This window comes from Streptomyces venetus (assembly GCF_039540295.1).
Classification (GTDB): Bacteria; Actinomycetota; Actinomycetes; order Streptomycetales; family Streptomycetaceae; genus Streptomyces; species Streptomyces venetus.
This window is the reverse complement of record NZ_BAABET010000004.1, coordinates 724,396-748,936: the sequence shown is the minus strand read 5'-3', so window position 1 is coordinate 748,936 and position 24,541 is coordinate 724,396. Positions and strand designations below refer to the sequence as shown.

Below are 24,541 nucleotides of genomic sequence, written 5' to 3'. Positions count from 1 at the left end.
TCACCGTGCATCCCTTCTTTCCTTGCGGTTCACCAGGCTGAGGAAGCCGAAGGACAGCACGCTCGCCACCAGGGCGAGGAGCACCGACTCGGCCGCGGCGAGGTAGATGTTGTTGTTGGCGAACGCCTCGTTGTACGCGCTCAGGTTGGGTGTGTACGAGTTGGTGACCGCCGGGGTCAGCGGTTTGATGACCAACGGTTCGGCGAACAACTGCAGCGTTCCGATGATGGAGAACACGCCGGTGAGCACCAGGGCCGGCCGGGCGAGCGGCAGCTTGATCCGCATCGCCGTCTGCCACGCACCGGCCCCGTCGATGCGGGCGGCCTCGTAGAGCTCCTGGGGGATCGCCTTGAGCTGGGCGACGATCACCAGCATGTTGTAGCCGGCGAACTCCCAGATCACGATGTTGGCGATGGACCACAGCGCGGTGTCGTAGCCGAGGAAGTCGGGCGTGAGCCCGACCCTGCCGAGCAGGTCGGTGATCGGGCTCACGCCGGGCACGTACAGGAAGCCCCACAGGATCGAGGCGATGACGCCGGGGACGCCGTACGGCAGGAAGCAGGCGGCACGCAGGATCCCCGCCCAGCGGTGGGAGAGCGTGTCGAGCGCCAGTGCCAGCGCGGTGGACAGCAGCAGCATCACCGGGATCTGCACCACGCCGAAGAGCAGCACCCGCGCGAAGCTCTCCAGGAACGCCGACTGCTGAAGGGCGAGGCCGTAGTTGTCGAGTCCGGCGAAGCCGATCGTGGCCCGGCCCAAGCCCAGCGGACCGGAGCGGACCGGTGTGAGCAGGCTCTGGTAGACCGCGTAGCCGAGGGGGAGGACGAAGGTGAACAGGAAGAGGGCGACGAAGGGAAACAGGAACCCCCAGGCCGCCCGGTCGGGGCGGGCGGAGCGCCGGGTGCCGCCCGGTGCGGACTTCCTCGTCCGGCTGATCGTGGTGCTCATCGCGCGCTCCTTGCCTTCAGGCCCTTCGCCCGCAGGTTGTCCACAGTGCTCTTCTGGGCGTCGGCCAGCGCACCGGCGAGGCTGCCGCCTCCGTCGATGGCGGCGCCGAAGGCGTCCTGGAGCTGGGCGAAGTCGGCGTCCGTGGTGGGGGACCACTTCCAGGAGGTGTCGATCGCCCGGTCGGACACCGTGAACACGTCGTTGTAGCGCTGCCCCCCGAAGAACGGGTCGGGCTTGTCGAGTGCCGATCCGCGGAAGACGCCTGCTGCCGCGGGCCAGCCGTAGCCCACGGAGACGTTCAGGTCGACGGCCCGCCGGTCGGTGTTGATCCAGTGCGCGAAGCGCAGCGCCTCGCGCGGATGCCGGGTGCCCTGGAGGATCGCGGTGGACGATCCGCCCCAGTTGGCGGAGGCCTTCTGTCCCTCCTTCCACTGGGGCAGCAGGGCGACCCGCCACTTTCCCGCGGTGCCCGGCGCGTTGCCGCGCAGCAGGGCGTCGCCCCACTGCGGACCGATCCAGGCGGAGATCTGCCCGGTCTGGATGTGCTTGTACCAGGCGTTGGACATGTCGGGTTCGACGAAGACGAGGTCGTCGCGGACCATCCTCTCCCAGTACTCCGCCACCTCGCGGGAGAGAGCGTCGTCCATGTCGACGGCCCAGGTGTCGCCTTCGGTACGCACCCACCGCGCGCCGCGCTGCCAGCACATCGCGGCGAACCAGCTGGGCTGGTTGGGCGCGAACGCGCACAGCCTCGCCCCGTTGCCGCGGGCCTTGACGACGCGGGCGGCCTGTTCGAACTCGGCCCAGGTCGTGGGCGTTTCGATGCCCCACTTCGCGAACAGGTCGCGGCGGTGGAAGAGTCCCATCGGGCCGGACGCCTGAGGGATGGTGTACACCTTGCCGTCGAAGACGCCCTGCTTCCACTGCCACGGCACATAGCGGTCGCGCAGTTCGTCGGCGCCGTACTCGCTCAGGTTCGTCAGACCGTTGACCAGCATGAACCCGGGAAGCTCGTGGTACTCGACCTGCGCCAGGTCCGGGGGGTTCCCGGCCGTCAGCGAGGCGTGCATCTTCTGATAGCCGCCCGTCACGTTCTGGGGGATGGTCTGCATCTCGACCTGGATGTCGGGGTGCGTGCGGTTCCACAGGTCGACGGTCTTCTGCATCGGCACCCAGGTCCAGAAGACCAGCTTGACCTTCTGGCCGCGGCGCGTGGGTGCCTGCCGGGTGGCGCGGGCGGCTCCGACGGTCTGGCCGCAGGCGGTGAGGGCCGGGACCGAGGCGAGTGCCCCGGCCGCCCCGGCGCCCCATCGCAGCACGGATCTGCGCGAGGGCGGTGAGCTGTTCATGTGCGTCCCTTGTCCGGTGTTCGGTTGTCTACGGCTCGACGAGCACGGCCACTCCGGCTGCTGGCAGCGTGAGGCGGCCGGTGGGACCGGCCTCACGGGCCAGGGCGTCGGTCATCGGCTCGGGCAGTGCGATGTCGGCTTCTTCCCGGCCGTGGTTGAGCAGGAAGACGAACCGTCCGCCGTCGCCCTCGCGCACGGTCGCCTGGACGTGCTCGGGAAGTCCGGGAAGCACGGGCGCGACGGACGCGGTACGGCACACCTCCTCCGTCAGGGCGCGCATGGCCTGCGGTGCGAGACGCGTCGCGACGTACCACGCTTCTCCCGCTCCGAAGGAGTGGCGGGTGACGGCCGGCTGCCCGGTCAGCGGCCCGGAGCCGAACTCGGCCACCGCCCGCGCCCCTTCGGGCAGGACGGTCTCCGACCACAGGTCGGCCCGGCTGACCGTGCCGTCCGCGTGCCGGACGTCCACCGTGTCCTGCTCAGCCAGCGGCCAGAACTCCTCGACGCGCAGGCCCAGCACCTCGCGCAGCGGCGCGGGATAGCCGCCCAGATGCACGCGGTCGCAGTCGTCGACGATGCCGGAGAAGAACGACACCAGCAGACGGCCGCCGCCGCGCACGAACTCGGTGAGGCGCTCGGCGTCCGGCTCCTTCAGCAGGTACAGGTTGGGCACGACGACCAGGCGGTAGCCGGACAGGTCACGGTCCGGCGGTACGACGTCGCACGGGATGCCGGCTTCGAACAGCGGCCGGTAGTGGGCGAGCGCGATGTCCATCTGGTTCAGCGCGGTGGACGGATGCGAGTCCAGCTCCAGCGCCCACCAGCTGTTCCAGTCCAGCACGAGGGCGACATCGGCGGTGGACCGGGTGCCGGCGATCCGGGGCAGCGAGGCGAGCTCGCGGCCCAGCTCGCTCACCTCACGGAAGGTGCGGGTGCCGGTGCCGCCGTGCGGGACCATCGCCGAGTGGTACTTCTCGGCGCCGCCCCGGGACTGGCGCCACTGGAAGTAGAGCACCGCGTCGGCGCCCTGGGCGACCGCCTGCCAGCTCCACAGCCGCATCCGCCCGGGAGGCTTGGGCCCGTTGCGGTCGCGCCAGTTCACCGCGCTGGGCGCCTGCTCCAGCAGCAGCCACGGCTGACCGCCCCGGGCGGACCGGGTGACGTCGAAGATGAAGCCCGCCGAGACGTGCGTGTTCTCGTCGTGCGGGTCCTGGTAGACGTCGACCGAGACGACGTCCTCCTCGGCGGCCCAGCGGAAGGCGTCGACGGGCTTGTGCACGCCGATGAAGTTCGTCGTGACGGGCACGTCCGGGGTGATACGCCGCAGGACCTCCTTCTCCGCCAGATAGCACCGCAGCAGCGCGTCGTCGGAGAACCGGGCGAAGTCCAGCTGCTGGGCGGGGTTGGGGAACGTCGGCGCGAGCCGGGGCGGCAGCACCTCCTCGAAGCTGTCGTAGCGCTGCGCCCAGAAGGCCGTCGACCAGGCGTCGTTGAGGGCCTCGACATCGCCGTACCGCTCGGCCAGCCAGCGCCGGAAGTCGGCCGCCGACTCGTCGCACCAGCACATCGGGGTGTGGCAGCCGTACTCGTTGCCGATGTGCCACATCTCCAGCGCCGGGTGGTCGGCGTACCGGGCGGCCAGCCGCTCGACCAGGCGCACGGCGTGCTCGCGGTAGACGGGGCTGGAGGGGCAGTAGTGCTGGCGTCCGCCGGGCCACAGCCTGCGGCCGTCGGCGGTCTCGGGGAGGATCTCGGGATGCAGCCGGGACAGCCACGGCGGCGGGGACGCCGTCATCGTGGCCAGGCACACGGCCACACCCGCCCCGGCCAGATGGTCCATCACCCGGTCGAACCAGTCGAAGTCGTACTCGCCGGGCCTCGGCTCCACCCTGGCCCAGGAGAAGATCCCGGCCGTCACCAGGGAGACGCCCGCCTCCTTCATCAGCGCGACGTCTTCGGCCCACACCTCCTCGGGCCACTGCTCGGGGTTGTAGTCGCCGCCGAAGGCGATTCCGGCCGGGCGCAGGCGTCGCCGGGAGTCGATCGCTACTGAGTCTGCCTTTCGCATGGCGGTCAGTCTTGGAGTGCCATCGCCGCCTCGTCAAGATATATTCATTATTAATTGAAACAGCTAGGATGGGTGCGGGCGCCACGAAGGTGTGGCAGCAGAAGGATGCAGGCGGCGAAGGAAGAGGCGCGCGATGACGGAATGCCGCAGGTTGGCGGGGCGGGTGGCGGTGATCACCGGCGCGGCGCACGGAATCGGCGCGGCCACGGCCCGCAGACTCGCCGCCGAGGGCGCGACGGTCGTGGTCACGGACGTGGACGACGCGACCGGCAAGGCGCTCGCGGCGGACATCGAGGCCGGGGGAGGACGCGCGGAGTACGTGCGCTGCGACGTGACCTCGGCCGCCGACTGGGAGAACCTGGCCCGGCGTGTCGAGGAGCGCCACGGGCGGCTGGACGTCCTGCACAGCAACGCGTTCGCCCAGCTCAACAAGCCCGCCGACGAACTGAGCGAGGCCGAGTGGGACGGCCAGATGGCCGTGCTGCTCAAGCCGGCCTGGCGGGCCATGAAGACCTTCGCGGCCATGCTGCGCGAGGCCAGGGGGGCCGTGGTCCTCACCTCCTCGGTGCACGCGGTCATCGGTCTGCCCGGCCACGCCGCCTACGCCGCCGCGAAAGGCGCTCTGTGCTCGCTGGGCCGTCAACTGGCCGTCGAGTACGGGCCCGACATCCGCGTCAACACGGTGCTCCCCGGCCCCATCCTCACCGCCGCCTGGGACGGGATCGCGGAGTCCGACCGGGCGCGCAGCGTGGCGGCCACGGCGGCCAGGAGGTTCGGACAGCCGGAGGAGGTGGCCGCCGCCGTCGCCTTCCTGGCATCGCAGGACGCCTCCTACGTGACCGGTGCCAGTCTGGTGGTCGACGGAGGATGGAGCGTCATGAAGGAGTCCTCGTGAGCGGCGCGTACTGTGCCAGGGGCCGTGCGCGGCACCGTCGAACAGGACCGGAGCGGAAGTGGAGAACGTGGTGACCCATCCCGGTAAGGGGCTGCACGGCCAGGCCGTGGAGGAGCTGGGCCGGCGCATCATCCGCGGTGACTACCCCCCGGGTTCCGTGGTGGACCCGGTCAAGTTCGAGACGGAGCTCGGCGTCAGCAAGACCGTGGTCCGCGAGGCGATGCGGGTGCTGGCGTCCAAGGGGCTGCTCGAGTCGAAGCAGAAGCGCGGTACGACCATCCGGCCCCGCGCCGACTGGAACCTCCTGGACAGTGACCTGCTGCGCTGGCAGGGCAGCAGCGCGCCGACCGACGCCTTTCTGGAGGACCTCGCCGAGGTCCGCGCGATAGTCGAGCCCGCCGGGGCCCGGTTCGCCGCGACCCGCCGCACCCCGTCCGACCTGGACGCGATGCGGCAGGCGCTCGACGCGATGGCGGCGGCGGGCACGGACGCGGAGGCGATGGTCGAGGCCGATCTGGCCTTCCACCGCGCCCTGCTGGACGCCGCCCACAACGAACTGCTCAGCCGCATGGAGGTCGTCATCGAGGCCGGTCTGCGCGTGCGCGACCGGATCGTGCACGGCGCCCGGCACCACTCCGACTCGATCCCCGTGCACCAGGAACTGCTGAGAGCGGTCGAAGCGGGTGATCCCGACGCCGCCTCGGCGGCCGTCGAGTCACTGCTGGCCCAGGCTTCCGACGACCTCGCGGCCATACGTGCCCGGGAAGACCCCGACCACGCCGCGAACGACACGCTTCCGGAGGAAGCCCCTTGAAGATAACCGGACTTGAGACGTTCCTGGTGGCTCCGCGCTGGCTGTTCCTGCGCATCGCCACCGACGAGGGCATCACCGGCTGGGGCGAGCCCGTGATCGAGGGCCGCGCCGAGACCGTGCGCGCGGCGGTCCACGAACTGGCCGACTATCTCGTGGGCCGGGACCCGCTGCGCATCGAGGACCACTGGCAGGTGCTCACCAAGGGTGGCTTCTACCGCGGCGGTCCCATCCTCTCCAGCGCCGTCGCCGGTATCGACCAGGCCCTGTGGGACATCGCCGGCAAGACCTACGGAGTCCCGGTGCACCGCCTCCTCGGCGGCCCGGTACGCGACCGGGTCCGCATGTACGCCTGGATCGGCGGCGACCGGCCGAGCGACGTGGCGGAGCTCGCCGAGGAACAGATGAAGGCGGGCTTCACCGCCGTGAAGATGAACGCCTCCGCCGAACTCGCCCCGATCGACACCCCGGCCCGCACCGCCGAGGTCGTCGAACGTGTCGCGGCCGTCCGCGAGGTGCTCGGCGACGAGCGGGACATCGCCGTCGACTTCCACGGCCGGGCCTCCACGGCGATGTCCCGCCGTCTGCTGCCCCTGCTGGAACCCCTGCACCCGCTGTTCGTCGAGGAACCCGTCGCGCCGGAGCACTCGGGCCACCTGCGCAGCCTGGTCCAGTCCACGAGCGTTCCGCTCGCCACCGGCGAACGCCTCTACTCCCGCTGGGACTTCCGCGAGGTACTGGCCGGCGGCATCGCCGTCGCCCAGCCCGACATCTCGCACGCCGGGGGCATCTCCGAGGTCCGCCGCATCTCGGCCATGGCCGAGACGTACGACGTCGCCATGGCCCCGCACTGCCCGCTCGGCCCGATCGCCCTGGCCGCCAGCCTCCAGATCGCCTTCGCCGTGCCGAACTTCCTCATCCAGGAACAGAGCATGGGCATCCACTACAACCAGCAGTGCGACCTGCTGGAGTACGTGATGGACCCCGAGCCCTTCCGCTTCGAGAGCGGCTACGCCGCCCGCGGGTCCCGCCCGGGCCTCGGCGTCGACATCGACGAGAAGGCCGTACGCCGCGCCGCCGAGACCGGCCACCGCTGGCGCAACCCCGTATGGCGGGGCGCCGACGGGGCGTTCACCGAATGGTGACCACCCACCGGACCCCCGCACCCCACGCCCAAGGAGAGCCCGCCCCCATGAACCTGGTGGAATCGCTCCGAGCCCACCGCCTGCTGGCGATCGTACGCGGCAAGGATCCCGCCGCCGCCCTGCGCACCGTACGCACCCTCGCCGAGGAGGGCATCGCGGCCGTCGAGATCTCGCTGACCACCACCGACGCCCTGACCGTGATCACACGGGCCCGGGCGGAACTCGGCCCCGACGCGCTCCTCGGCGCCGGCACCGTGCGCTCGGCCGCCGACGCCGCCCGCGCCGTGGAGGCCGGTGCCTCCTACCTCGTCACCCCCGCGCTCGTCGACGGGCTGGCGCCCTACGGCGTACCCGTGCTGATGGGCGCCCTGACCCCGAGTGAGATCGAAGTCGCCCTCGCGCGGGGCGCCGACGCGATCAAGCTCTTCCCCGGCTCCCTGGGCGGCCCCGGCTATCTGAAGGCCCTGCGCGACCCGTTCCCCGAGGTGCCCTTCGTGCCCGTCGGCGGGGTGGACGCCCAGGCCGCCCGTGACTACCTCGAGCGGGGGGCCGTCGCCGTCGGGGTCGGCTCACCCCTGGTCGGGGACGCGGCCGACGGCGGCGACCTCGACCGGCTCCGGGCCCGCGCGGCCGAGTTCCGCGAGGTGGCAGCGGGGGAGACGCCGTGACGGCAGTGGACCGCCCCGCCCCGCCCGACGTGGTCACCTTCGGCGAGACCATGGCGGCGCTCCGGGCGCAGGGCGCGCTGCGGCTGGGCGGCAGCCTCGGCCTGTCCGTGGCCGGAGCCGAGTCCAACGTCGCCATCGGCCTCGCCCGACTCGGGCACCGGGTGCGCTGGGCGGGCCGGCTCGGCGCGGACGAACTCGGGGCGCTCGTCCTGCGCACGCTGCGCGCCGAGGGCGTCGACACCGGCCACGCGGTCACCGACGACTCCGGCCGCCCCACGGGCCTGCTCCTCACCGAACCCCGCCTGGGCACGCTGACCAGGGTCAGCTACTACCGTGCCGGTTCGGCGGGTTCGGCCCTCTCACCCGCCGACGTGCTGCCCGCCCTGGCCGCCGGAACCCGCGTCCTGCATCTCACCGGCATCACCCCGGCGCTCGGTCCGTCGGCGGCCGAGGCGGTCCTGGCCGCCGCCACCACCGCGCGCGAGGCCGGCATCACCGTCTGCCTCGACGTCAACCACCGCTCCCGGCTGTGGTCCGCCGACCGGGCCCGCACGGTCCTGATCCCGATGCTGGCCCCGGTCGACCTGCTCATAGCGTCCGAGGACGAACTGCCGCTGGTCCAGGAGAGCCCCGATGCGGACGAGCCGGAGGCCGTGGCCGGCCTGCTGGCCGCGGGCGTCGGCGAGGTCGTCGTCAAACGCGGCGCACGCGGCGCGACGAGCCACACCGCCGACGGGGCGATCGACCGTGCCGCCCGGAAGGTCGACGCGGTCGATCTGGTCGGCGCCGGTGACGCCTTCGTGGCCGGTTACCTGTCCGCACTCCTCGACGGCGCGGACGTCCCCGCCCGCCTGGACCGGGCCGTCACCACCGCGGCCTTCGCCGTCGCCACCCGGGGCGACTGGGAGGGGCTTCCGACGCGGGACGAACTCGGCCTGTTCGACCAGCCCGACGGCACCACCATCCGCTGAGCCAGGAGACCGGACATGACAGCAACGGCAGCGCCGGCGGCGACGGTCGTCGTGGACGGCGGCTACGAACTCGCCGAAGGCGGCCGCTGGGCCGACGGCCGCTATGTGTACGTCGACATCCTCAGCGGCCGGCTCTTCGGACTGGATGCCGCCGGACCGGCTCGACTGGCCTGCCTGGATGTGCCCTTGGGTGCCGTCGCGCCGGTGGAGGGCCGGCCGGGCACGTGGATCGCCGCGGCGGGCACGGGGATCGCGCTGCTCTCGGCCGGCGGCACAGTGGAATGGCTGGACCGCCCGGAGGACCGCACCCCGCTCCCCAGCAGGATGAACGACGGCGTCGCGGACCCCGCGGGCCGCTTCTGGGCCGGCAGCATGGCCTACGACGGCACCCACCGCGCGGGCTCGCTCTACCGGACGGACCACGACGGCACGGTGGTACGAGTCCTCGACGGCCTGACCATCGTCAACGGCCCCGCCTTCAGCGCCGACGGCACGATCATGTACTTCGCCGACACGGCCGCGGGCACGATCTTCCGCTGCCGGGTCGACCCCGGCTCGGGCGACCTCTCCGGCGACCCGGAGACCTTCGCCCGCCCCGCCGAGGGCGAGGGCGGCCCGGACGGCATGACCGTCGACGTGGAGGGCTGCCTGTGGGTCGCGATGTGGGGCGCCGGCACCGTCCACCGCTACCACCCCGACGGCCGCCTGCTCCGGGTCACCACCGTGCCCGCCCCGCACCCCACCTCGGTGTGCCTGCACCCCACCGAGAACCGTCTCCTCGTCACCACGGCCAGGTACGGGGTGAAGGACCCGACCCGCACCTCCGGCGCGGTGCTCGGCATCCCCGTACCGGCCCGGGGAACGGCGGCCTGCTCCTGGCACGACCGCTGAGCGCACGGGCGTCACCCTCAGTGACGGAGGGTGCCTGCTCACCGGGTGCGCCGGTCACTCAGCGGCTTCCTCGGCTCGGGTTCGAACCGAGGAAACCTGGCGATGGCAAGCTCCCGGGAACTCACCGCCGCGTGTGCTCCACGTTACCCGTCACCGAAGCCGCCGACCGGGGCGCGGTCCTGCCTCGCCCGGGCCGGCTCCGACCTACCGGCCGGTCCCCTCCTCGGCACGACCCGGCGGCATGTCCTCGGTGATCACGGAGCGGGCCGGGTGCATGCCGCCGCCCGGCTCCCCGCCTGGCCGGAGCATCTGGCTCGCGGCCAGCTCGCGATAGAGGGCACTGCCGGAGAGCAGCTCCTCGTGGCGTCCGCCCGCGACGGTGCGGCCGTCCTGCAGCACCACGATGTGGTCCGCGTGCTGCACCGTGGACAGCCGGTGGGCGATGACCAGCAGGGCGCACTCCTGGGCGATGTCCTTCATGACGGTGGTGAGCGCCGCCTCGTTGATCGCGTCGAGGTGGGAGGTGGGTTCGTCCAGCAGGAGCAACGAGGGGCGGGCCAGCAGCGCCCGGGCCAGGGCGACGCGCTGTCGTTCGCCGCCGGACAGGGTGCTGCCCCGTTCACCGATGACGGCGGACAGGCCGCCGGGGAGCCGGTCGACGACTTCCGCGAGGCCGGCCAGTTCGATGACGCGCCCGATCTCCGCCTCCGAGGCGTCGGGCACGGCGTACGCGATGTTGTCCCGCAGGGTGCCGTGGACGACATGCGTGTTCTGGTCGACGACGGCCACGCCTCGGCGGCATGCCGCACGGGTGAGCTCGGCCGCCGGCCGCCCGTCGAAGAACACGGCGCCCGCGTCCGGCTCGTAGAACCTCGCCACCAGGGCGAACACCGTGCTCTTGCCGGCCCCGGACCGGCCCACCAGCGCCACGAACCGCCGGTGCGGCACAGCGAACGAGACACCGTGGAGGACCGGCTGCCGCGGATCGTAGGCGAAATGGACGTCCCGCAGGGCGAGGGCGGGGTGCTCGTGGAGGGGGGAGGGCGCGGCCGGTCGTGCCGCGGGGGAGGCGCGATCCCCTGGGATCCGGGGTGCCACCGGCTCGACGGGCAGGTGGAGCGCCTCGTCGATGCGCTGGTAGGCGCCCATCCCGCGCTGGACGAGTCCCACGGCACGGAAGACGGAGGACAGGGGCAGGACGAGGTACGAGGCGTACAGCAGGAAGGCCACGAGGTCGCCGAGGGAGCCGGCGTGGCTGCTCACCCGCAGGCCGCCGATGACCAGCACGATGAGGAACGAGCCCTGGACGGCGAGTTCCACGGCGGAGCTCATGACGGAGGCGAGCTTCGCGGTGCGGACCCCCGCGCCGTAGGCGGCGTCGACGCGGGCACCGATGCCGGCCGCCTCGCGTTCCTCGGCGCGGTGCACACGGACCATCGGCAGGGAGACGAGGGCCCGTTCCAGGTCGGCGGCGATGGCACCGACCGAGTTCTGCATGTGCTCGGACGCGCATCTGATACCCGTGAGCAGCGAGGCGACGATGACGGCCGCCGCTGCCACGGTGACGGCGACCAGGAGCAGCAGCAGGGGGTCGAGCCACGCCATGAGGATGATCGCCCCGGCGGCGACGAGGCTTCCCGTCACCAGATCCACCAAGGCCTGCGACACGACCTCCCGGAGCAAGGTGGTGTCGGCCGTCACCCGGGAGATGAGGTCGCCGCCCCGGTGCCGGTCGTACTCCCTCATCTCCAGCCGGAGCAGCCGTCCCACCAGCCCGTGACGCAGTTGCCGCACGACTCCTTCGCCCATCCGCTCCAGCAGGAAGCACCCCACGGCTCCCGCCGCCGCCTCCACGAGGAACAGCGCGCCGAGCAGCACCAGCGGCGGCCAGACGAGCTGGCCGCGGCCGGTCGTGTCCACGACGTGCTTGGCGACGAGGGGCTGGGCCAGGCCCAGCGCGGAGCCCACGAGGGTCAGTCCCGTGGCGACGGCGACGGCGCTCCGGTGCCCGGCGGTGAGCCGGTACATCGTGGCCACCGCCGCCCGGGCGGACCTGTCGCCCTCGGCGATCTCGGCCCGGCCGCCCAGCGGGACGGTCGTGCCGGTCACCGGTCCGTCGGCCGGGGCAGCGGGCCGACGGTCACCAGGCGGGCGAAGTAGCCCTCCGGCACGCCCTCCCCGACGGGGTGGCCTCCGGCCTCGATCCAGGCATGTGCGGTGAAGGGAGGGACGACGCGTACGCCGGTGCACCAGGTCGGCCACGTTCCGCCGAGCCGGCACAGCAGCGCCGCCCCGAGAGAGCGCGGCAGACACCCCTTCGGGCCGGCGCAGTACAGGCTGGCGGCGCACAGGGCGTCGCGTGCCTTTCGGGCCTGCGCCGGTGTCGCGGGCGCGGCACCGCGCCGCAGAACGCCGAGTACGGCGCGGATGCGGCGGGGCGGCAGCAGAGCGAGGAGGAAGGCGGGCAGCAGGACGAGGCGGGCGGCCAGGCGCCGGGACAGGGGCACGTCACGGGGCCGCTCCAGCGCGCTGGGCGTCGTCATGAGGCGAGCCCCGAGCCGCGCAGCTCCCGCACGAGCGCCTCGACGTCCCGCAGGGCCTGTGCCCGGTCGATGTCGAACTCCCTGACCAGTGCGGCGGCGGCGTCCGCCTCCTCGCCCCCGTCCAGCAGCGTCCGCACCACCAGAGTGGCTGTGGGGTTCAACTCCCAGTAGGCACCGGCCCGTTCGTCCAGCAGGACCGTGCCGTAGTCGGTCTCGGCCGTGGAGACGTTCTCGCCGAACCGCAGGGGCATGTGAGGGCCTTTCTGACGTGTCTGACGTATCTGGCGTGTCTGAGTGTCCGACGGTGGATGGCGGTGGAGTCCGGCGGACGGCGGTCAGGGTCGCGGGACGGCAGGGGTACGGCCACGGGTGAGTCCCCGCAGCCACACCTCGGCGGCGATCGTGGAGTAGAGGATGGCGTCGGAGAGCCCACGGGATGCGGGGCGCACGGCCAGGCGGCGGAGTTCGGCGGCGTCCACCAGGCCCAGCTCCGCCAGCCGGGACCCCTCCCACAGGGCCACCAGGTCGGCGCGGTGTTCGCGCAGTCCGTTGGCGGCGTCCATGGAGGCCGTGGCCTTGTTGCTCCGCCGCAGGCATTCCTCGGGCACGATCCCGCCCATGGCCGTGCTCAGGACGGGCTTGTAGCGCCAGGGCGAGACGCGTTCGCTGGGACGTACGGCGAGGCACGCCTCGATGACGCGGTCGTCGAGGAAGGGAGAGGCCATCGGCAGACCGGTCCGGGCCGCCATCCGGTCCCACTGCCGGATGATGCGGGTACAGGAGCGGATCTGCTCCAGGTCCGAGTGCATCCCACGGTCCGGGTGGAGCGGCGAGGCCGTCGCCGCGGCACCGAGCAGCGCCCGGCGGGCCAGCCGTTCCGCCTCCGGGGTCATCCAGTCGAACAGGCGCGGGGCCATGCCCCAGCCGAGACCCGTCGCGACGGTCGTGGGGGAAGGATCACGCAGTCGGCGGGCGGTGTCGGCAAGCCACTTCCCGTACGGACGGGAGTCGGCGAGAGCGCGCACCGTGCCGCCGAGCGGCCACTGCCACAACGCCCGGAACCCTCGCATCTGACGCAGCGCGAACAGCGGACGGGTACGCAGCAGCCGGTGGTAGTACGCCTCGGAGCACCACGCCACGTGATCGCCGCCGATGCCGGTCAGGTGCAACCGGCTGCCGCGTGCGGCGAGGCCGGGCAGGTGGTGCAGCACCCTTGAGCGGTCCATGACGCCGATGGTGGGTTCGTCGAGAAGGTCGTCGATGCCGAGCAGGTCCTCGTAGACCAGCGGCGAGGCGTCGGGGTCCCAGACGACGTGCTCGACGTCCGGGAGGTGCCCGATCGCTCGTTCGGCCCAGTGCAGGTCGGTGTCCGCCGGATCGCGTCCCGGCCAGGTACTGGCCACGACGTGGGCGGCGGAACGGTCGGCCAGGAAACAGACGGAGGTCGAGTCCAGGCCGCCGGACAGGTCGCAGCTCACGACCCCGCCCTGACGGGTGCGCGCGCCGACGGCCTCCTCCAGTGCCTCCCGGATGAGCGGCGCCGCTTCGGCGAGCGGCCGGTCCGGCTCCGGCGGCGTCCACCACCGGGTGTGCCGTACGGTCCGCCCGTCCGCCGCTACGAGCATCGCGTCGTGCGGAGCGACGGCGGTGATGTCGCGCCACATCGACGTCTCGAACAGCGGATACGGGGCCGGCCACAGCAGCCGCACGGCCAGTTCCGCCACGTCCGGTTCGAGGTTCAGGACGGTGGCGAGTGTGTCGGCCCGGCTCGCGGCCACCCGTACGCCGTCGATCTCCGCGTGGAAGACGAGGCGCAGTCCGGAGGCGGTGCCCTGCACCCTGACGCGTCCGTCGAGGGCGCCGACGAGATGGAAGCTGCCGGGCAGGGAGCGGGCCAGTGTGCCGAGTTCGGTGAGATCACGCAGTCGTGCGGTCCGGCGCAGCAGTTCGCCGGCGTCGACCGGGCAGCAGCCGACCAGGGCGACGGAGGCACCGCCGGCGTGCGCCACGAGGACCTCGTCGTCGTGCCAGTGGCCGACCAGCCAGGGGCGGCCCGACGGATGCGCGAGGGTACGGCTTCCGGGGCGGGCGAAGGAGCGGGCCACGGCGGCCGCGTCCGCACGGTCGGTGAAGACCGCGAAGTGCGCGTCGCCGGGGCCCGTCCCCGCACTTTCGTGCAGTTCAGTCATGACGTCGGGTCAAGGACCGTCGGGCGTCAGTTCTTGCTCAGGATCAGCCGGTCGTTGCCGTGGCGCCCGAGGAGCCCGGTCTCCTTCCGGAAGGTGCCGAGCCGGACGAGCGTCGGTGCCTCGTAGGCCTTCTTCATGACTACTCCTCACATGCGGGGTTCCGACCGCTCCCCTTGACGGTCCGGGCTCGTAGGGAGCCCGGGCCGGAAAGCGGCCGCAGCACATAGCTAGCTGCGGACAGTGAGGTTGAGGCAAGGGGGTTAGCGAAGGTCAGATCATGTGCTGAATCCGATTCGCCGGGGCCGTGCGCCCTGCGCGCCCCCGGCGGCTTCCGGTGCCGCACCGGTGCGCGGCCCGGGTATGCGCCTGCTCAAGAAACGTTTCGACGTGCCGCCCGACAGCTGACCGCCACGCCTTCCGGACGCGACTGCCGCCGGCAGCGAGCGGGCGACGCCGGGCGCACTCATCACTCTCGCGTGCTCCCTCGCCGTGGCCGGATCACATGTTGATCATGTGGCCGGCGAGGCCGTGCACGGCCTCCTTCACGGCCTCGCCCAGGGTGGGGTGGGCGTGGACGTTGCGCGCGACCTCGTGGACGGTGAGGTCCCACTGCTGGGCCAGGGTCAGCTCCGGCAGCAGCTCGGTCACATCCGGCCCGATCAGATGACCACCGATCAGCTCGCCGTACCTGGCGTCCGAGATGAGCTTGACGAAGCCGGTGGTGTCGCCGAGGCCGTGGGACTTGCCGTTGGCGGTGAAGGGGAACTTGGCGACCTTGACGTCGTAGCCGAGGTCGCGGGCCTGGGCCTCGGTGTAGCCGAAACTGGCGATCTGCGGCTGGCAGTAGGTGGCGCGCGGGATCATCGCGTAGTCCAGCTCCATGGTCTCCGCGTCGGCGAGGGTCTCGGCGGCGATCACGCCCATGGCCTCCGCGGCGTGCGCGAGCATCAGCTTCGCGGTGACGTCGCCGATGGCGTAGATGTGCGGGACGGAGGTGCGGCAGCGGCCGTCGACGTCGATCGCCCCGCGCTCGGTGACCCGCACGCCCGTGTTCTCCAGGCCGTAGCCGGTGACGTTCGGGGCGAAGCCGATCGCCTGGAGGACCTTGTCGGCCTCCAGGATCTGCTGGGCGCCGTCCTTGCCCGTGACGGTGACGCGGACCTGCGGGCCGGACTCGTCGATGGCGTCGACGCGGGTGGAGGTGAGCACGTCGATGCCGAGCTTGCGGTACTGGCGGGCGAGTTCGGCGGAGACCTCGGCGTCCTCCAGCGGGGCGACGCGGTCCAGGAACTCGACGATCGTGACCTTCACGCCGTAGTTGTGCAGGACGTAGGCGAATTCGATACCGATCGCACCGGCGCCCGCGATGACGACCGACCGCGGGAGGTCCTCGGCGAGGATCTGCTCCTCGTACGTCACCACGCGGGAGGTGCGCTTGGTACCGGGCAGCAGTTTCGGTGTCGCGCCGGTGGCGATGATGCAGTGGTCGAAACCGATGGTGCGGGTCTCGCCGTCGTAGCCGGCCACCTGGAGGGTGTGCGGGTCGAGGAAGGTGCCGCGGCCGTCGTACTCGGTGATCTTGTTCTTCTTCATCAGGTAGTGGACGCCCTTGACGCGGCCGTCCGCGACCTTGCGGCTGCGGCGGAACGCCTCGCCGTAGTCGAAGGAGACCTCGCCGTCGACCTTGATGCCGAAGGTCTTCGCCTCATGCGTGAAGATGTGGGCGAGTTCGGCGTTGCGCAGCAGGGCCTTGGTGGGAATGCAGCCGACGTTCAGGCAGACGCCACCCCAGTACTTCTCCTCGACGACCGCGACGCGTTGGCCCAGCTGGGCGGCGCGGACAGCGGCGACATAGCCACCAGGGCCAGAGCCGAGTACGACAACATCGAATCGCTCGTCCTGCTCGACCACGGGTCGTTCCTCCCATAGGTACAACTGCAACGGGCACGTCAAGTCAGACATTACTCGCCGACCCGGCGGGGGATCTTGCCGCAGGTCCGTTCGACCTGTCGGACATTGTTCGGAACCTCTTGACGCTGCCCCGGGCAGCGGCTGAAACTCTCGCCACACAGTTCACCTGCGTGTAACGGCAGGCCCACGGCAAGGACTTGCCGTCGCCTCGTCGGCTCCTCGTTCTCCTTCCGTCCTGTCCGTCATCAGCCATGCCTCAGCAGGGAATCTCGACATGACGCACGTCGCACGACTTCGCAGCCGCGCGAGACGTTGGGCGGGCCCTCTCGCCGGACTGACCGCCGCGTCGATGCTGCTCACCCTCGCCGGACCCACCGCCTCCGCGCAGGCGGCCCCGGCGGCACCGGCGGCCGAAGCCGCCGACATCACCGACGGCCTGGCCCTGTGGTACAAGCTCGACGCGGGCTCCGGCGGCACCGTGGCCGACGCCTCCGGCAGCGGCCGGAACGGCACGGTCAACGGCACCGCCGACTGGTCGGCAGCCGGTCAGGGGCTGGCCTTCAACGGCTCGGACACCTACATCAAGGTGCCGGACGACGTCATGAAGGGCATGGACGCGATCACCGTCTCCCTGGACGTGCTGATCGACTCCGCCCAGAGCACCCCCTACTTCCTCTACGGCTTCGGCAACACCAGCGCGGGCAGCGGCAACGGCTACCTGTTCACCACCGGCAACTCGTTCCGCACCTCCGTCGCGACGGGCAACTGGTCGACCGAGCAGACCACCAAGCCGTCCGACTCGCACAACCTGACCCGAGGGGTGTGGAAGCACATCACCTACGCCCAGAGCGGCTCCACGGGCGTGCTCTACGAGGACGGCGTCGAGGTCGGCCGCAACACCTCGGTCACCACCACGCCCGGCGCCATCGGCTCCGGCATCACCAAGGCCAACTACATCGGCAAGTCCGTCTATGACGGCGACAAGCTCTTCAAGGGCCGGATCCGCGACTTCCGCGTGTACGACCGGGCCCTGGACGGCTCGGAGGTCGAGCAGCTCTCCCTCCCCGTCGCCACACAGGGCGTCGCCGACGACAAGGAGGCCCTCAGCCTCGGTGACACCGGCGGCGTCACCACCGATCTGGACCTGCCGAAGACCGGCCCGGCGGGCGGCTCCGCCATCAGCTGGAAGAGCGACAACCCGTCCGTGGTGTCCGACACCGGCAAGGTGACCCGCCCCGAGGCCGGCTCGCCGGACGGCCGCGCCACGCTCACGGCGACCCTGAAGAAGGGCACCGTGACCGGCACCAAGACCTTCGACGTCACGGTCCGGCCCGCACTCGACGACGTCGCCGCCACCCGGGAGGCCGCCGAGGCGCTCACGGTCCACAACCTCGACGACGTGCGCGGCAACCTCACCCTGCCCAAGAGCGGCACGTACGCAACGGCCGTCACCTGGTCCTCCGCGAAGCCGGACGTCGTCTCCGCCGACGGCGAGGTACACCGCCCCGCCCACGGCGACGGCGCCACCACCGTCGAGCTGACCGCCACCGTCACCAAGGGCGAGGCGAAGGCGACCCGCGTCCTGACGGCCAAGGTCCCCGAACTCCCCGCCGCAGCGCCCCTCAAGGGCTACATGTTCAGCTACTTCACCGGCGAGGGCACCTCGGACGGCGAACAGCTCTACGCCGCCCTCAGCAAGGGCAACGACCCCCTGCGCTGGCGGGAGTTGAACGACGGCAAGCCGGTCCTCACCTCCACGCTCGGCGAGAAGGGACTGCGCGACCCCTTCATCATCCGCTCCCCGGAGGGCGACAAGTTCTACCAGATCGCCACCGACCTCAGGATCTACGGCAACGGCGACTGGGACGCCTCCCAGCGCACCGGCAGCAAGTCCATCATGATCTGGGAGTCCACCGACCTGGTGCACTGGACGAACCAGCGCCTGGTCAGGGTCTCACCCGACAGCGCCGGCAACACCTGGGCGCCGGAGGCGTTCTACGACGCCGAGCGTGGCGAGTACGTCGTCTTCTGGGCGTCGAAACTGTACGACAACGCCGACCACTCCGGCGACACGTACAACCGCATGATGTACGCCACCACCCGCGACTTCTACACCTTCAGTGAGCCCAAGGTCTGGATCGACCGCGGCTACTCGGTCATCGACTCCACGATGGTCCGCCACGACGGCACCTACTACCGCCTGTCCAAGGACGAGCGGAACAACAGCTCCTCCACCCCCAACAGCAAGTTCATCTTCGAGGAGAAGAGCGACTCCATCCTGAACCCGTCCTGGACCCCCGTCGCCGAGGGCATCGGCAAGGGCGCGATGAACGCCGCCGAGGGACCGCTGGTGTTCAAGTCCAACACCGAGGAGAAGTGGTATGCGTTCCTCGACGAGTTCGGCGGGCGCGGCTACATCCCGTTCGAGACGACCGACCTCGATTCGGGCACCTGGACCCCCTCCACCGGCTACGACCTGCCCGCCAAGCCGCGGCACGGCACCGTGCTCCCGGTCACCCAGGCCGAGTACGACCGGCTGCTGAGCGCGTACCAGCCGGACCAGATCGTGAAGAGCGTCGAGGAGGTGTCGGTGACGACCCGGGTCGGTGACGCCCCGGTGCTGCCGGCCACGGTGATCGCCGAGTACGCCGACGGCGTCAAGCGTCCCGTCGCGGTCACCTGGGAGGACGTGCCGGCGTCGAAGTACGCCCAGGCCGGCACCTTCACCATGACCGGCAGCCTGCCGGGCGGCGCCGCGATCCCGGTCCGCGCCGAGGTCACCGTGTCCGAGGAGGGACCGGACGTTCCCGCCGACCTGCTCCTGCACTACGACTTCGACGAGACGAACGGCAGCATCGCCCGTGACTCCAGCGGGCACGGCCACCACGGCACCTACGTTCGCACACCCGACTTCGGCACCGGTGTCGAGGGCGGCTCGTTCAAGATGTCCGGCGCATCGTCGACCTCGCCGTACGTGAAGATCCCGAACGGGGTGCTGAAGGACGCCGACAGTGTGACGGTGTCGACGTACGCCAAGTGGAAGGGCGGCAGCAGCTTCCAGTGGCTGTTCGGGCTCGGTCCCGACAGCGACACGTACCTGTTCGCCACTCCGTCCAACGGCGGCTCCAGCCTCTACTCGGCCATCACCAAGGCCAGTTGGTCGGCGGAGTCCAAGCTCACGGCCGGCTCGCAGCTCACCCCCGGCCAGTGGCGGCACGTCACGGTGACGCTGGACGGCGCCACCGGCACGATGGTCCTCTACGCCGACGGCATCGAGGCGGCCCGCACCACGACCACCATCAAGCCGTCCGAGCTGTACGACGCGGCCAAGGACTACAGCGGCTACATCGGCCGGTCCCTCTACGCGGCCGACCCGTACTTCGGCGGCGAGGTCGACGACTTCCGCATCTACGACCGTGCCCTCACCGGCACCGAGGTCATGCGCCTCAGCGGCAACACGGCGGGCATCGCCAGGGTGACGCACCCGGCGCTCAAGGTCGACGCGATCGTCGACAACGCCGACGGCACGATCACCCTGCCGATGAAGGCGGGCACCGATCTCACCGCGCTGGCACCGGAGTTCACGCTCGCCGAGGGCGCGACCATCAGCCCCGCCTCCGGCAGCATGCGCGACTTCACCAAGCCCGTGACCTACGAGGTCACCGGGTCGGACGGCAAGAAGCGCACCTGGAAGGTCTCGGCACTGATCACGAGGACCCCGGTCCTGCCGGGTCTGAACGCCGACCCCGACATCGTGCGCTTCGGCGACACCTTCTACATCTATCCGACGACCGACGGCTTCGAGGGCTGGAGCGGCACGCAGTTCAAGGCCTACTCCTCCACGGACCTGGTCCACTGGAAGGACCACGGCGTCATCCTCGACCTCGGGCCGGACGTCAGCTGGGCCGACAGCCGGGCCTGGGCGCCGACAACGACGGAGAAGGACGGGAAGTACTACTTCTACTTCTGCGCCGACGCGAACATCGGCGTCGCGGTGTCCGACTCGCCCACCGGACCGTTCAAGGACGCCCTGGGCAAGCCGCTGCTGAAGGCCGGTGACTTCCGAGGCCAGATGATCGACCCGGCGGTCTTCACCGACGACGACGGCAAGCGGTACCTCTACTGGGGCAACGGCCGCGCCTACGTCGTCCCCCTCGGCGACGACATGACCTCCGTCGACACCTCCAAGGTCACGGACATCACCCCGAGCGGCTACAACGAGGGCACCTTCGTCATCAAGCGCAAGGGCACCTACTACTTCATGTGGTCGGAGAACGACACCCGGGACGAGAACTACCGCGTCGCCTACGCGACCGGCCCCTCGCCCACCGGCCCCTGGACCAAGCAGGGCGTCATCCTGGAGAAGGACCTCTCGCTGGGCATCAAGGGCCCGGGCCACCACTCCGTCGTCCACGTCCCGAACACCGACGACTGGTACATCGCCTACCACCGCTTCGCCATCCCCGGCGGTGACGGCACCCACCGCGAAACCACCGTCGACCAGCTGGAGTTCGACTCCGACGGCCTGATCAAGAAGGTCGTCCCGACCCTCGGCGGCATCGACCCGGTCACCGTCGTCCACGCGGGCCCGGACGCTATTGGTGCCGAGGGCGAGGCGATCCAACTCGCCGGCACCGTCTCCGGCGCCGGTACTCCCCAGTGGACCGTGCGGGACGGCGCCCCGTGCGCCGTCAAGGACCCAGCGGCGGCCCGCACGACCCTCACCTGCACCGACGACGGCACCTTCGAGGTCACCCTGACCGGCGGACGCGGCACCGACACCGCGACGGTCAACGTCTCCAACACCGCCCCGACGATCACCTCCGCCAAGGGCCCCGGCTCACCCCTCCCGGTGGGCAGGGCCGCCGTCGTCACCGCGTCCTTCGACGACCCCGGCACGGCAGACCACCACACCTGCCGGGTCGACTGGAAGGACGGCAGCCGGCCGACGCCCGGCACGGTCACCGAATCGGGATGCCGCGCCACCCACGTCTACGACGACGCGGGCATCCACCGCCCGGTCGTCACGGTCACCGACGACGACGGGGGCACGGACAGCGCCACGCTCGCGGAGCTGATCGTCTACGACCGTGCCGCCGGGTCCGCTGCCGGCGCCGGCACGATCACCTCGCCGGCGGGTGCCTACCCGGCCGGGCCGGGGCTGACCGGCAAGGCGGCGTTCACCCTGGGGGCCCAGTACCGGAAGGGAGCCGCCGTCCCCACCGGCGAGGCCAGGTTCGTCTTCGGCCCCGCCCGGCTCACCTTCCGCTCGACCGGCTCCGACTGGCTCGTGGTGAACGGCTCCCAGGCCGTGTACCAGGGCACCGGCACGATCGGCGGCAAGGGCGGCTACGCCTTCAGAGTCACCGCCACCGACGGCCCGGACACCTTCCGCATCAGGATCTGGAAGAAGTCCACCGGCGACGTCGTCTACGACAACGGGACCGGCGCCAGAACCAAGGGCATCGTCACCATCGGAAACCACCGGCGTCAGGGTCCGGCATCGAGAGCAGCACGCGACTTCGCTCCTCGACGCTTGTCCGGCGTCGGGGAGTCCGTCGATCGCGGGATCAGCTCCGGACCGCGAAGTTGTAGTTGGGGTCCAGGAATTCGGCGCGGAAACCGACGTGGCCGTCGTGGACGAAGCTCTGGTTGGGCGTGAGCAACCCCCAGGGACCCCAGTTGCCGCCGAAGTCCCGCGTGCAGATGGAGGTGCCGAGGGATCCCAGCGGTTTGGTGCCCGAGTAGGCGGGCTGGAAGTTCTCCACGATGGGCCCCCAGTTACCGAAGGTGCTCATCGCTGTCTGCTGGGCCAGCGTCGCCGCGTAGTCGAACCGGTAGACGAGGTCATGGCGGTTCTGGACGGCGTTCCAGAGGTAGACGATGTTGCTCCAGGTCCCGGGGGACAGCTCGACGGTGGTGTTCGTGACACCGATGACCTGTCGCGACAGTCCGTGCGCATTGACCGTCCGGCGGTACTCGACCATGGACGACCAGGGCACGTCCAGCCGCAGTTGGTCGGGAGCGGGCTGTGCCCAGTCCCACACACAGAAGCTCGGCGCGTTCTGCGCGAAGTAGGCGACGAACGCTTCCGGCCCCCGGACCGCGCGGTTCGTGGCCGTCACGTACAGGAAGTTGTTGACGTTGCCTCCCGGGGTGTCGGGGCAGATGATGTCCCAGCCCACCGCGGTGCCTGTCGCGAAGTCCCGTTTGAACGTCGGGTAGTAGAGGAAGCCGTAGCCGAGACGCGTCGGCACCGGCTCTTCCGTGACGCCGAAGTCCTGCTCGAACCGCTCGGCCAGGGCGGACGCCATGCGGTCGCGGTCTTCGAGATCCATGTACGGGTCGGTGCGCGCCATGCGGAGCCTGCTCTGCAGAAACGCCCAACGGAGGGCTTCGGCCTTCTCGTCGGGGTAATCCGTGGTGATGCGCGCGAACTTCTCGCGCTCGTCCGCGGGCTCACCCGGCATGTCCGGTCCGATGATGCGGAACGGGGCGGAGACATCGACGTAGGTGGCGGTCATGGGAGGTTCACCTGCTCTCAGGACATGACACGGACGATGCGACGCGGGGCGACCCGCCCGGCCGCAAGAGTGGGCGATCCCGTCCCACTCACGCACGGTAGGGGCCGTGCGTCACCCCAGCGTCATCACTGCGCAGTCCGTCCCCCTGCGCCAGCATCCGGGTGAAGTGCGGTGAGGGCGCGATTCCCAGCTCCTCGCGCAGCACCCGGCGAAAGGCTCGGTAGTGCCGCACCGCCTCGCCCACATCGCCCCGGGCGAGATGCGCGGCGACCACGGCCCGGTGCGCGCTCTCCCGCAGTGGTGCGCCTCGTACGCTCGTCAGCGCGGTCTCCAGGGCGAGCGCGGGCCGCCCCTCCCCGGCCAGGCGGTAGGCCAACGCCTCGAGTGCGTGCAGGCGCAACTGCCGCAGCCGTTCCCGTTCGAACAACGCCCAGTCGTCGTCCCAGCCCGACAGGAGTTCCCCCTCACCGAACAGAACCGTCGGCACCGGCTCTGCGCCCGGCGCCCCGGACGGACCCACCAGGCGCAGCGCGGTCTCGGCGAGCTCACGGGCGTCGACCGCCACGGAGTCGGCGATCGAGATCGCGTTCCGGTCGCACGTCACCAACGCCCGGTCACCATGCGGCAGCTTGCACAGGGTGCTGCGCAGGCTGCCCCGTGCGTGCTCCTCGGTCGCCTCCGGCCACAGCGTCCCCGCGAGGAATGTCCGGCTGACGCTCGAGCGCAGTCCCACGAGGGCCAGCAGACGTCGCGCGTTCCCGCACAGCTCCACCGCTTCGCCGCCGTACACCAATCCGAACCGGCCGAGCAGCCGGAGGCGGGGAGCGGGGCAAGCTTCCGAGCGTTCCATCGTCTCCTCGTCAGAGCAGTGCGGGAGGGATCGTCCGCGTGAACCAGGGGGACGGCTCAGCCCCGAGTTCCGTGCGCAGCAGGCGCCGGAACGCCTCGTAGTGTCTGAGCGCCTCGATCATGTTTCCCTCGGCGAGATGCGCCGAGACCACCGCCCGATGCGGGTCCTCGCGGAGCGGTTCGATGCGGATGCTCGCCAGCGCGGCCTCCAACGCCAGGGCGGGCATGTCGTGCCGGGCAAGCCGCTCCGACAGGGTGTCGAGTGCTTGCAGGCGTAGTCGGCGCAGCCATTCCCGTTCCAGGACGACCCAGTCGTCGTCCCAGTCGGGCAGCAGATCGCCCCGGTCGAGAAGCCCTGTCAGCAGGGGGTCGGCGGAGAGCGAACCACGGCCCCGGACGATGTCGAGTGCGGTCCGGGCGAGGGCGCCGGCGTCCACTCCGACGCCCTCCCCGAGGGCGAGCGACTCCTTGGCGCAGTGGACGAGTTCGAGTGGATGGCCGTCGCCGCCGAGACGCCACAGCGCTGTCCGAAGGCTCCCGCGGGCGTGGGTCCCGGTCGCGTCCGGCCACAGGGTCCGCGCGACCACACAGCGGCGGACCCGCCGACGGAGCCCGACGAAGGCCAGAAGGCGCTGGGCGTCGCCGCACAGGGGTACGGGCTCGCCGTGGCACTCCAGCCGGAACCGGCCGAGGAGTTGCAGGCCGGCGTGGTGTGGAGGTGGGGGAGAGGGGTTCATTGCCGCCCCCGACGAGATCGTTGGTTGACGGGGCACATACCG

At 71.2% G+C, this 24,541-nt stretch carries 19 protein-coding genes; 7 read left to right on the top strand and 12 right to left on the bottom strand.

Annotated features, from left to right (window positions below; translation table 11 throughout):
- The 3 genes from ABEA82_RS16960 to ABEA82_RS16950 are packed head-to-tail and all read right to left on the bottom strand — an operon-like array spanning window position 1 to window position 4,365.
- Window positions 1-948, bottom strand: coding sequence for a carbohydrate ABC transporter permease (locus ABEA82_RS16960; protein ID WP_345662318.1), 948 nt, complete (start codon window positions 946-948; stop codon window positions 1-3).
- Complete coding sequence (locus ABEA82_RS16955; RefSeq protein WP_345662317.1) at window positions 945-2,297, bottom strand: ABC transporter substrate-binding protein; 1,353 nt, start codon at window positions 2,295-2,297, stop codon at window positions 945-947. The genes ABEA82_RS16960 and ABEA82_RS16955 overlap by 4 nt, the downstream gene beginning before the upstream one ends.
- A gap of 28 nt (window positions 2,298-2,325) precedes the next feature.
- Window positions 2,326-4,365 carry a beta-galactosidase gene (locus tag ABEA82_RS16950; protein WP_345662316.1) on the bottom strand — a complete coding sequence of 680 codons (2,040 nt, stop codon included), beginning with the start codon at window positions 4,363-4,365 and terminating at the stop codon, window positions 2,326-2,328.
- Window positions 4,366-4,498: 133 nt separating this feature from the next.
- Here ABEA82_RS16950 and ABEA82_RS16945 point away from each other — a divergent pair, with 133 nt between their 5' ends.
- The 6 genes from ABEA82_RS16945 (at window position 4,499) to ABEA82_RS16920 (ending at window position 9,746) form a co-directional block, all read left to right on the top strand.
- A complete protein-coding gene (locus ABEA82_RS16945) occupies window positions 4,499-5,260 on the top strand; it encodes an SDR family NAD(P)-dependent oxidoreductase (protein WP_345662315.1) in 762 nt (253 codons plus the stop codon).
- Window positions 5,261-5,327: 67 nt separating this feature from the next.
- On the top strand, window positions 5,328-6,074 hold the full coding sequence (locus ABEA82_RS16940) for a FadR/GntR family transcriptional regulator (protein WP_345662373.1): 747 nt from the start codon (window positions 5,328-5,330) through the stop codon (window positions 6,072-6,074).
- Window positions 6,071-7,216 (top strand): galactonate dehydratase, encoded by a 1,146-nt coding sequence (gene dgoD, locus ABEA82_RS16935; protein ID WP_345662314.1) that lies wholly within the window; start codon window positions 6,071-6,073, stop codon window positions 7,214-7,216. Before ABEA82_RS16940 ends, dgoD begins: the two co-directional genes overlap by 4 nt.
- Window positions 7,217-7,263: 47 nt before the next feature.
- On the top strand, window positions 7,264-7,884 hold the full coding sequence (locus ABEA82_RS16930; RefSeq protein WP_345662313.1) for a bifunctional 4-hydroxy-2-oxoglutarate aldolase/2-dehydro-3-deoxy-phosphogluconate aldolase: 621 nt from the start codon (window positions 7,264-7,266) through the stop codon (window positions 7,882-7,884).
- 50 nt (window positions 7,885-7,934) lie between these two features.
- The gene (locus ABEA82_RS16925; protein ID WP_345662372.1) at window positions 7,935-8,855 is read left to right on the top strand and encodes a sugar kinase; all 921 of its coding nucleotides are present in this window, start codon (window positions 7,935-7,937) and stop codon (window positions 8,853-8,855) included.
- A gap of 15 nt (window positions 8,856-8,870) precedes the next feature.
- Window positions 8,871-9,746 (top strand): SMP-30/gluconolactonase/LRE family protein, encoded by an 876-nt coding sequence (locus ABEA82_RS16920; RefSeq protein WP_345662312.1) that lies wholly within the window; start codon window positions 8,871-8,873, stop codon window positions 9,744-9,746.
- 204 nt (window positions 9,747-9,950) lie between these two features.
- Here ABEA82_RS16920 and ABEA82_RS16915 read toward each other — a convergent pair whose 3' ends face one another.
- From ABEA82_RS16915 to lpdA, 6 genes are all read right to left on the bottom strand, one after another.
- On the bottom strand, window positions 9,951-11,774 hold the full coding sequence (locus ABEA82_RS16915; protein ID WP_345662371.1) for an ABC transporter ATP-binding protein: 1,824 nt from the start codon (window positions 11,772-11,774) through the stop codon (window positions 9,951-9,953).
- Between the two features lie 77 nt (window positions 11,775-11,851).
- Entirely contained in the window at window positions 11,852-12,289 is a 438-nt protein-coding gene (locus ABEA82_RS16910; RefSeq protein WP_345662311.1) for a lasso peptide biosynthesis B2 protein, read from the bottom strand.
- Complete coding sequence (locus ABEA82_RS16905) at window positions 12,286-12,540, bottom strand: lasso peptide biosynthesis PqqD family chaperone (protein WP_345662310.1); 255 nt, start codon at window positions 12,538-12,540, stop codon at window positions 12,286-12,288. The genes ABEA82_RS16910 and ABEA82_RS16905 overlap by 4 nt, the downstream gene beginning before the upstream one ends.
- A gap of 84 nt (window positions 12,541-12,624) precedes the next feature.
- A complete protein-coding gene (locus tag ABEA82_RS16900) occupies window positions 12,625-14,478 on the bottom strand; it encodes a lasso peptide isopeptide bond-forming cyclase (RefSeq protein ID WP_345662308.1) in 1,854 nt (617 codons plus the stop codon).
- A gap of 26 nt (window positions 14,479-14,504) precedes the next feature.
- On the bottom strand, window positions 14,505-14,615 hold the full coding sequence (locus ABEA82_RS16895) for a keywimysin-related RiPP (protein ID WP_106434143.1): 111 nt from the start codon (window positions 14,613-14,615) through the stop codon (window positions 14,505-14,507).
- Window positions 14,616-14,976: 361 nt separating this feature from the next.
- Entirely contained in the window at window positions 14,977-16,389 is a 1,413-nt protein-coding gene (lpdA, locus tag ABEA82_RS16890; protein WP_345662307.1) for a dihydrolipoyl dehydrogenase, read from the bottom strand.
- 274 nt (window positions 16,390-16,663) lie between these two features.
- Here lpdA and ABEA82_RS16885 point away from each other — a divergent pair, with 274 nt between their 5' ends.
- Window positions 16,664-22,051: a family 43 glycosylhydrolase gene (locus tag ABEA82_RS16885; protein WP_345662306.1), complete on the top strand. Its 5,388-nt coding sequence runs from the start codon at window positions 16,664-16,666 to the stop codon at window positions 22,049-22,051.
- Here the strand turns inward: ABEA82_RS16885 and ABEA82_RS16880 are convergent.
- The 3 genes from ABEA82_RS16880 to ABEA82_RS16870 form a co-directional block, all read right to left on the bottom strand.
- The gene (locus tag ABEA82_RS16880; RefSeq protein WP_345662305.1) at window positions 21,960-22,913 is read right to left on the bottom strand and encodes a hypothetical protein; all 954 of its coding nucleotides are present in this window, start codon (window positions 22,911-22,913) and stop codon (window positions 21,960-21,962) included. The two genes, ABEA82_RS16885 and ABEA82_RS16880, sit on opposite strands and share 92 nt — an antisense overlap.
- Window positions 22,914-23,001: 88 nt before the next feature.
- Window positions 23,002-23,763 (bottom strand): AfsR/SARP family transcriptional regulator, encoded by a 762-nt coding sequence (locus ABEA82_RS16875; protein WP_345662304.1) that lies wholly within the window; start codon window positions 23,761-23,763, stop codon window positions 23,002-23,004.
- A gap of 10 nt (window positions 23,764-23,773) precedes the next feature.
- Window positions 23,774-24,499: an AfsR/SARP family transcriptional regulator gene (locus ABEA82_RS16870; protein ID WP_345662303.1), complete on the bottom strand. Its 726-nt coding sequence runs from the start codon at window positions 24,497-24,499 to the stop codon at window positions 23,774-23,776.
- Window positions 24,500-24,541: the final 42 nt, after the last annotated feature.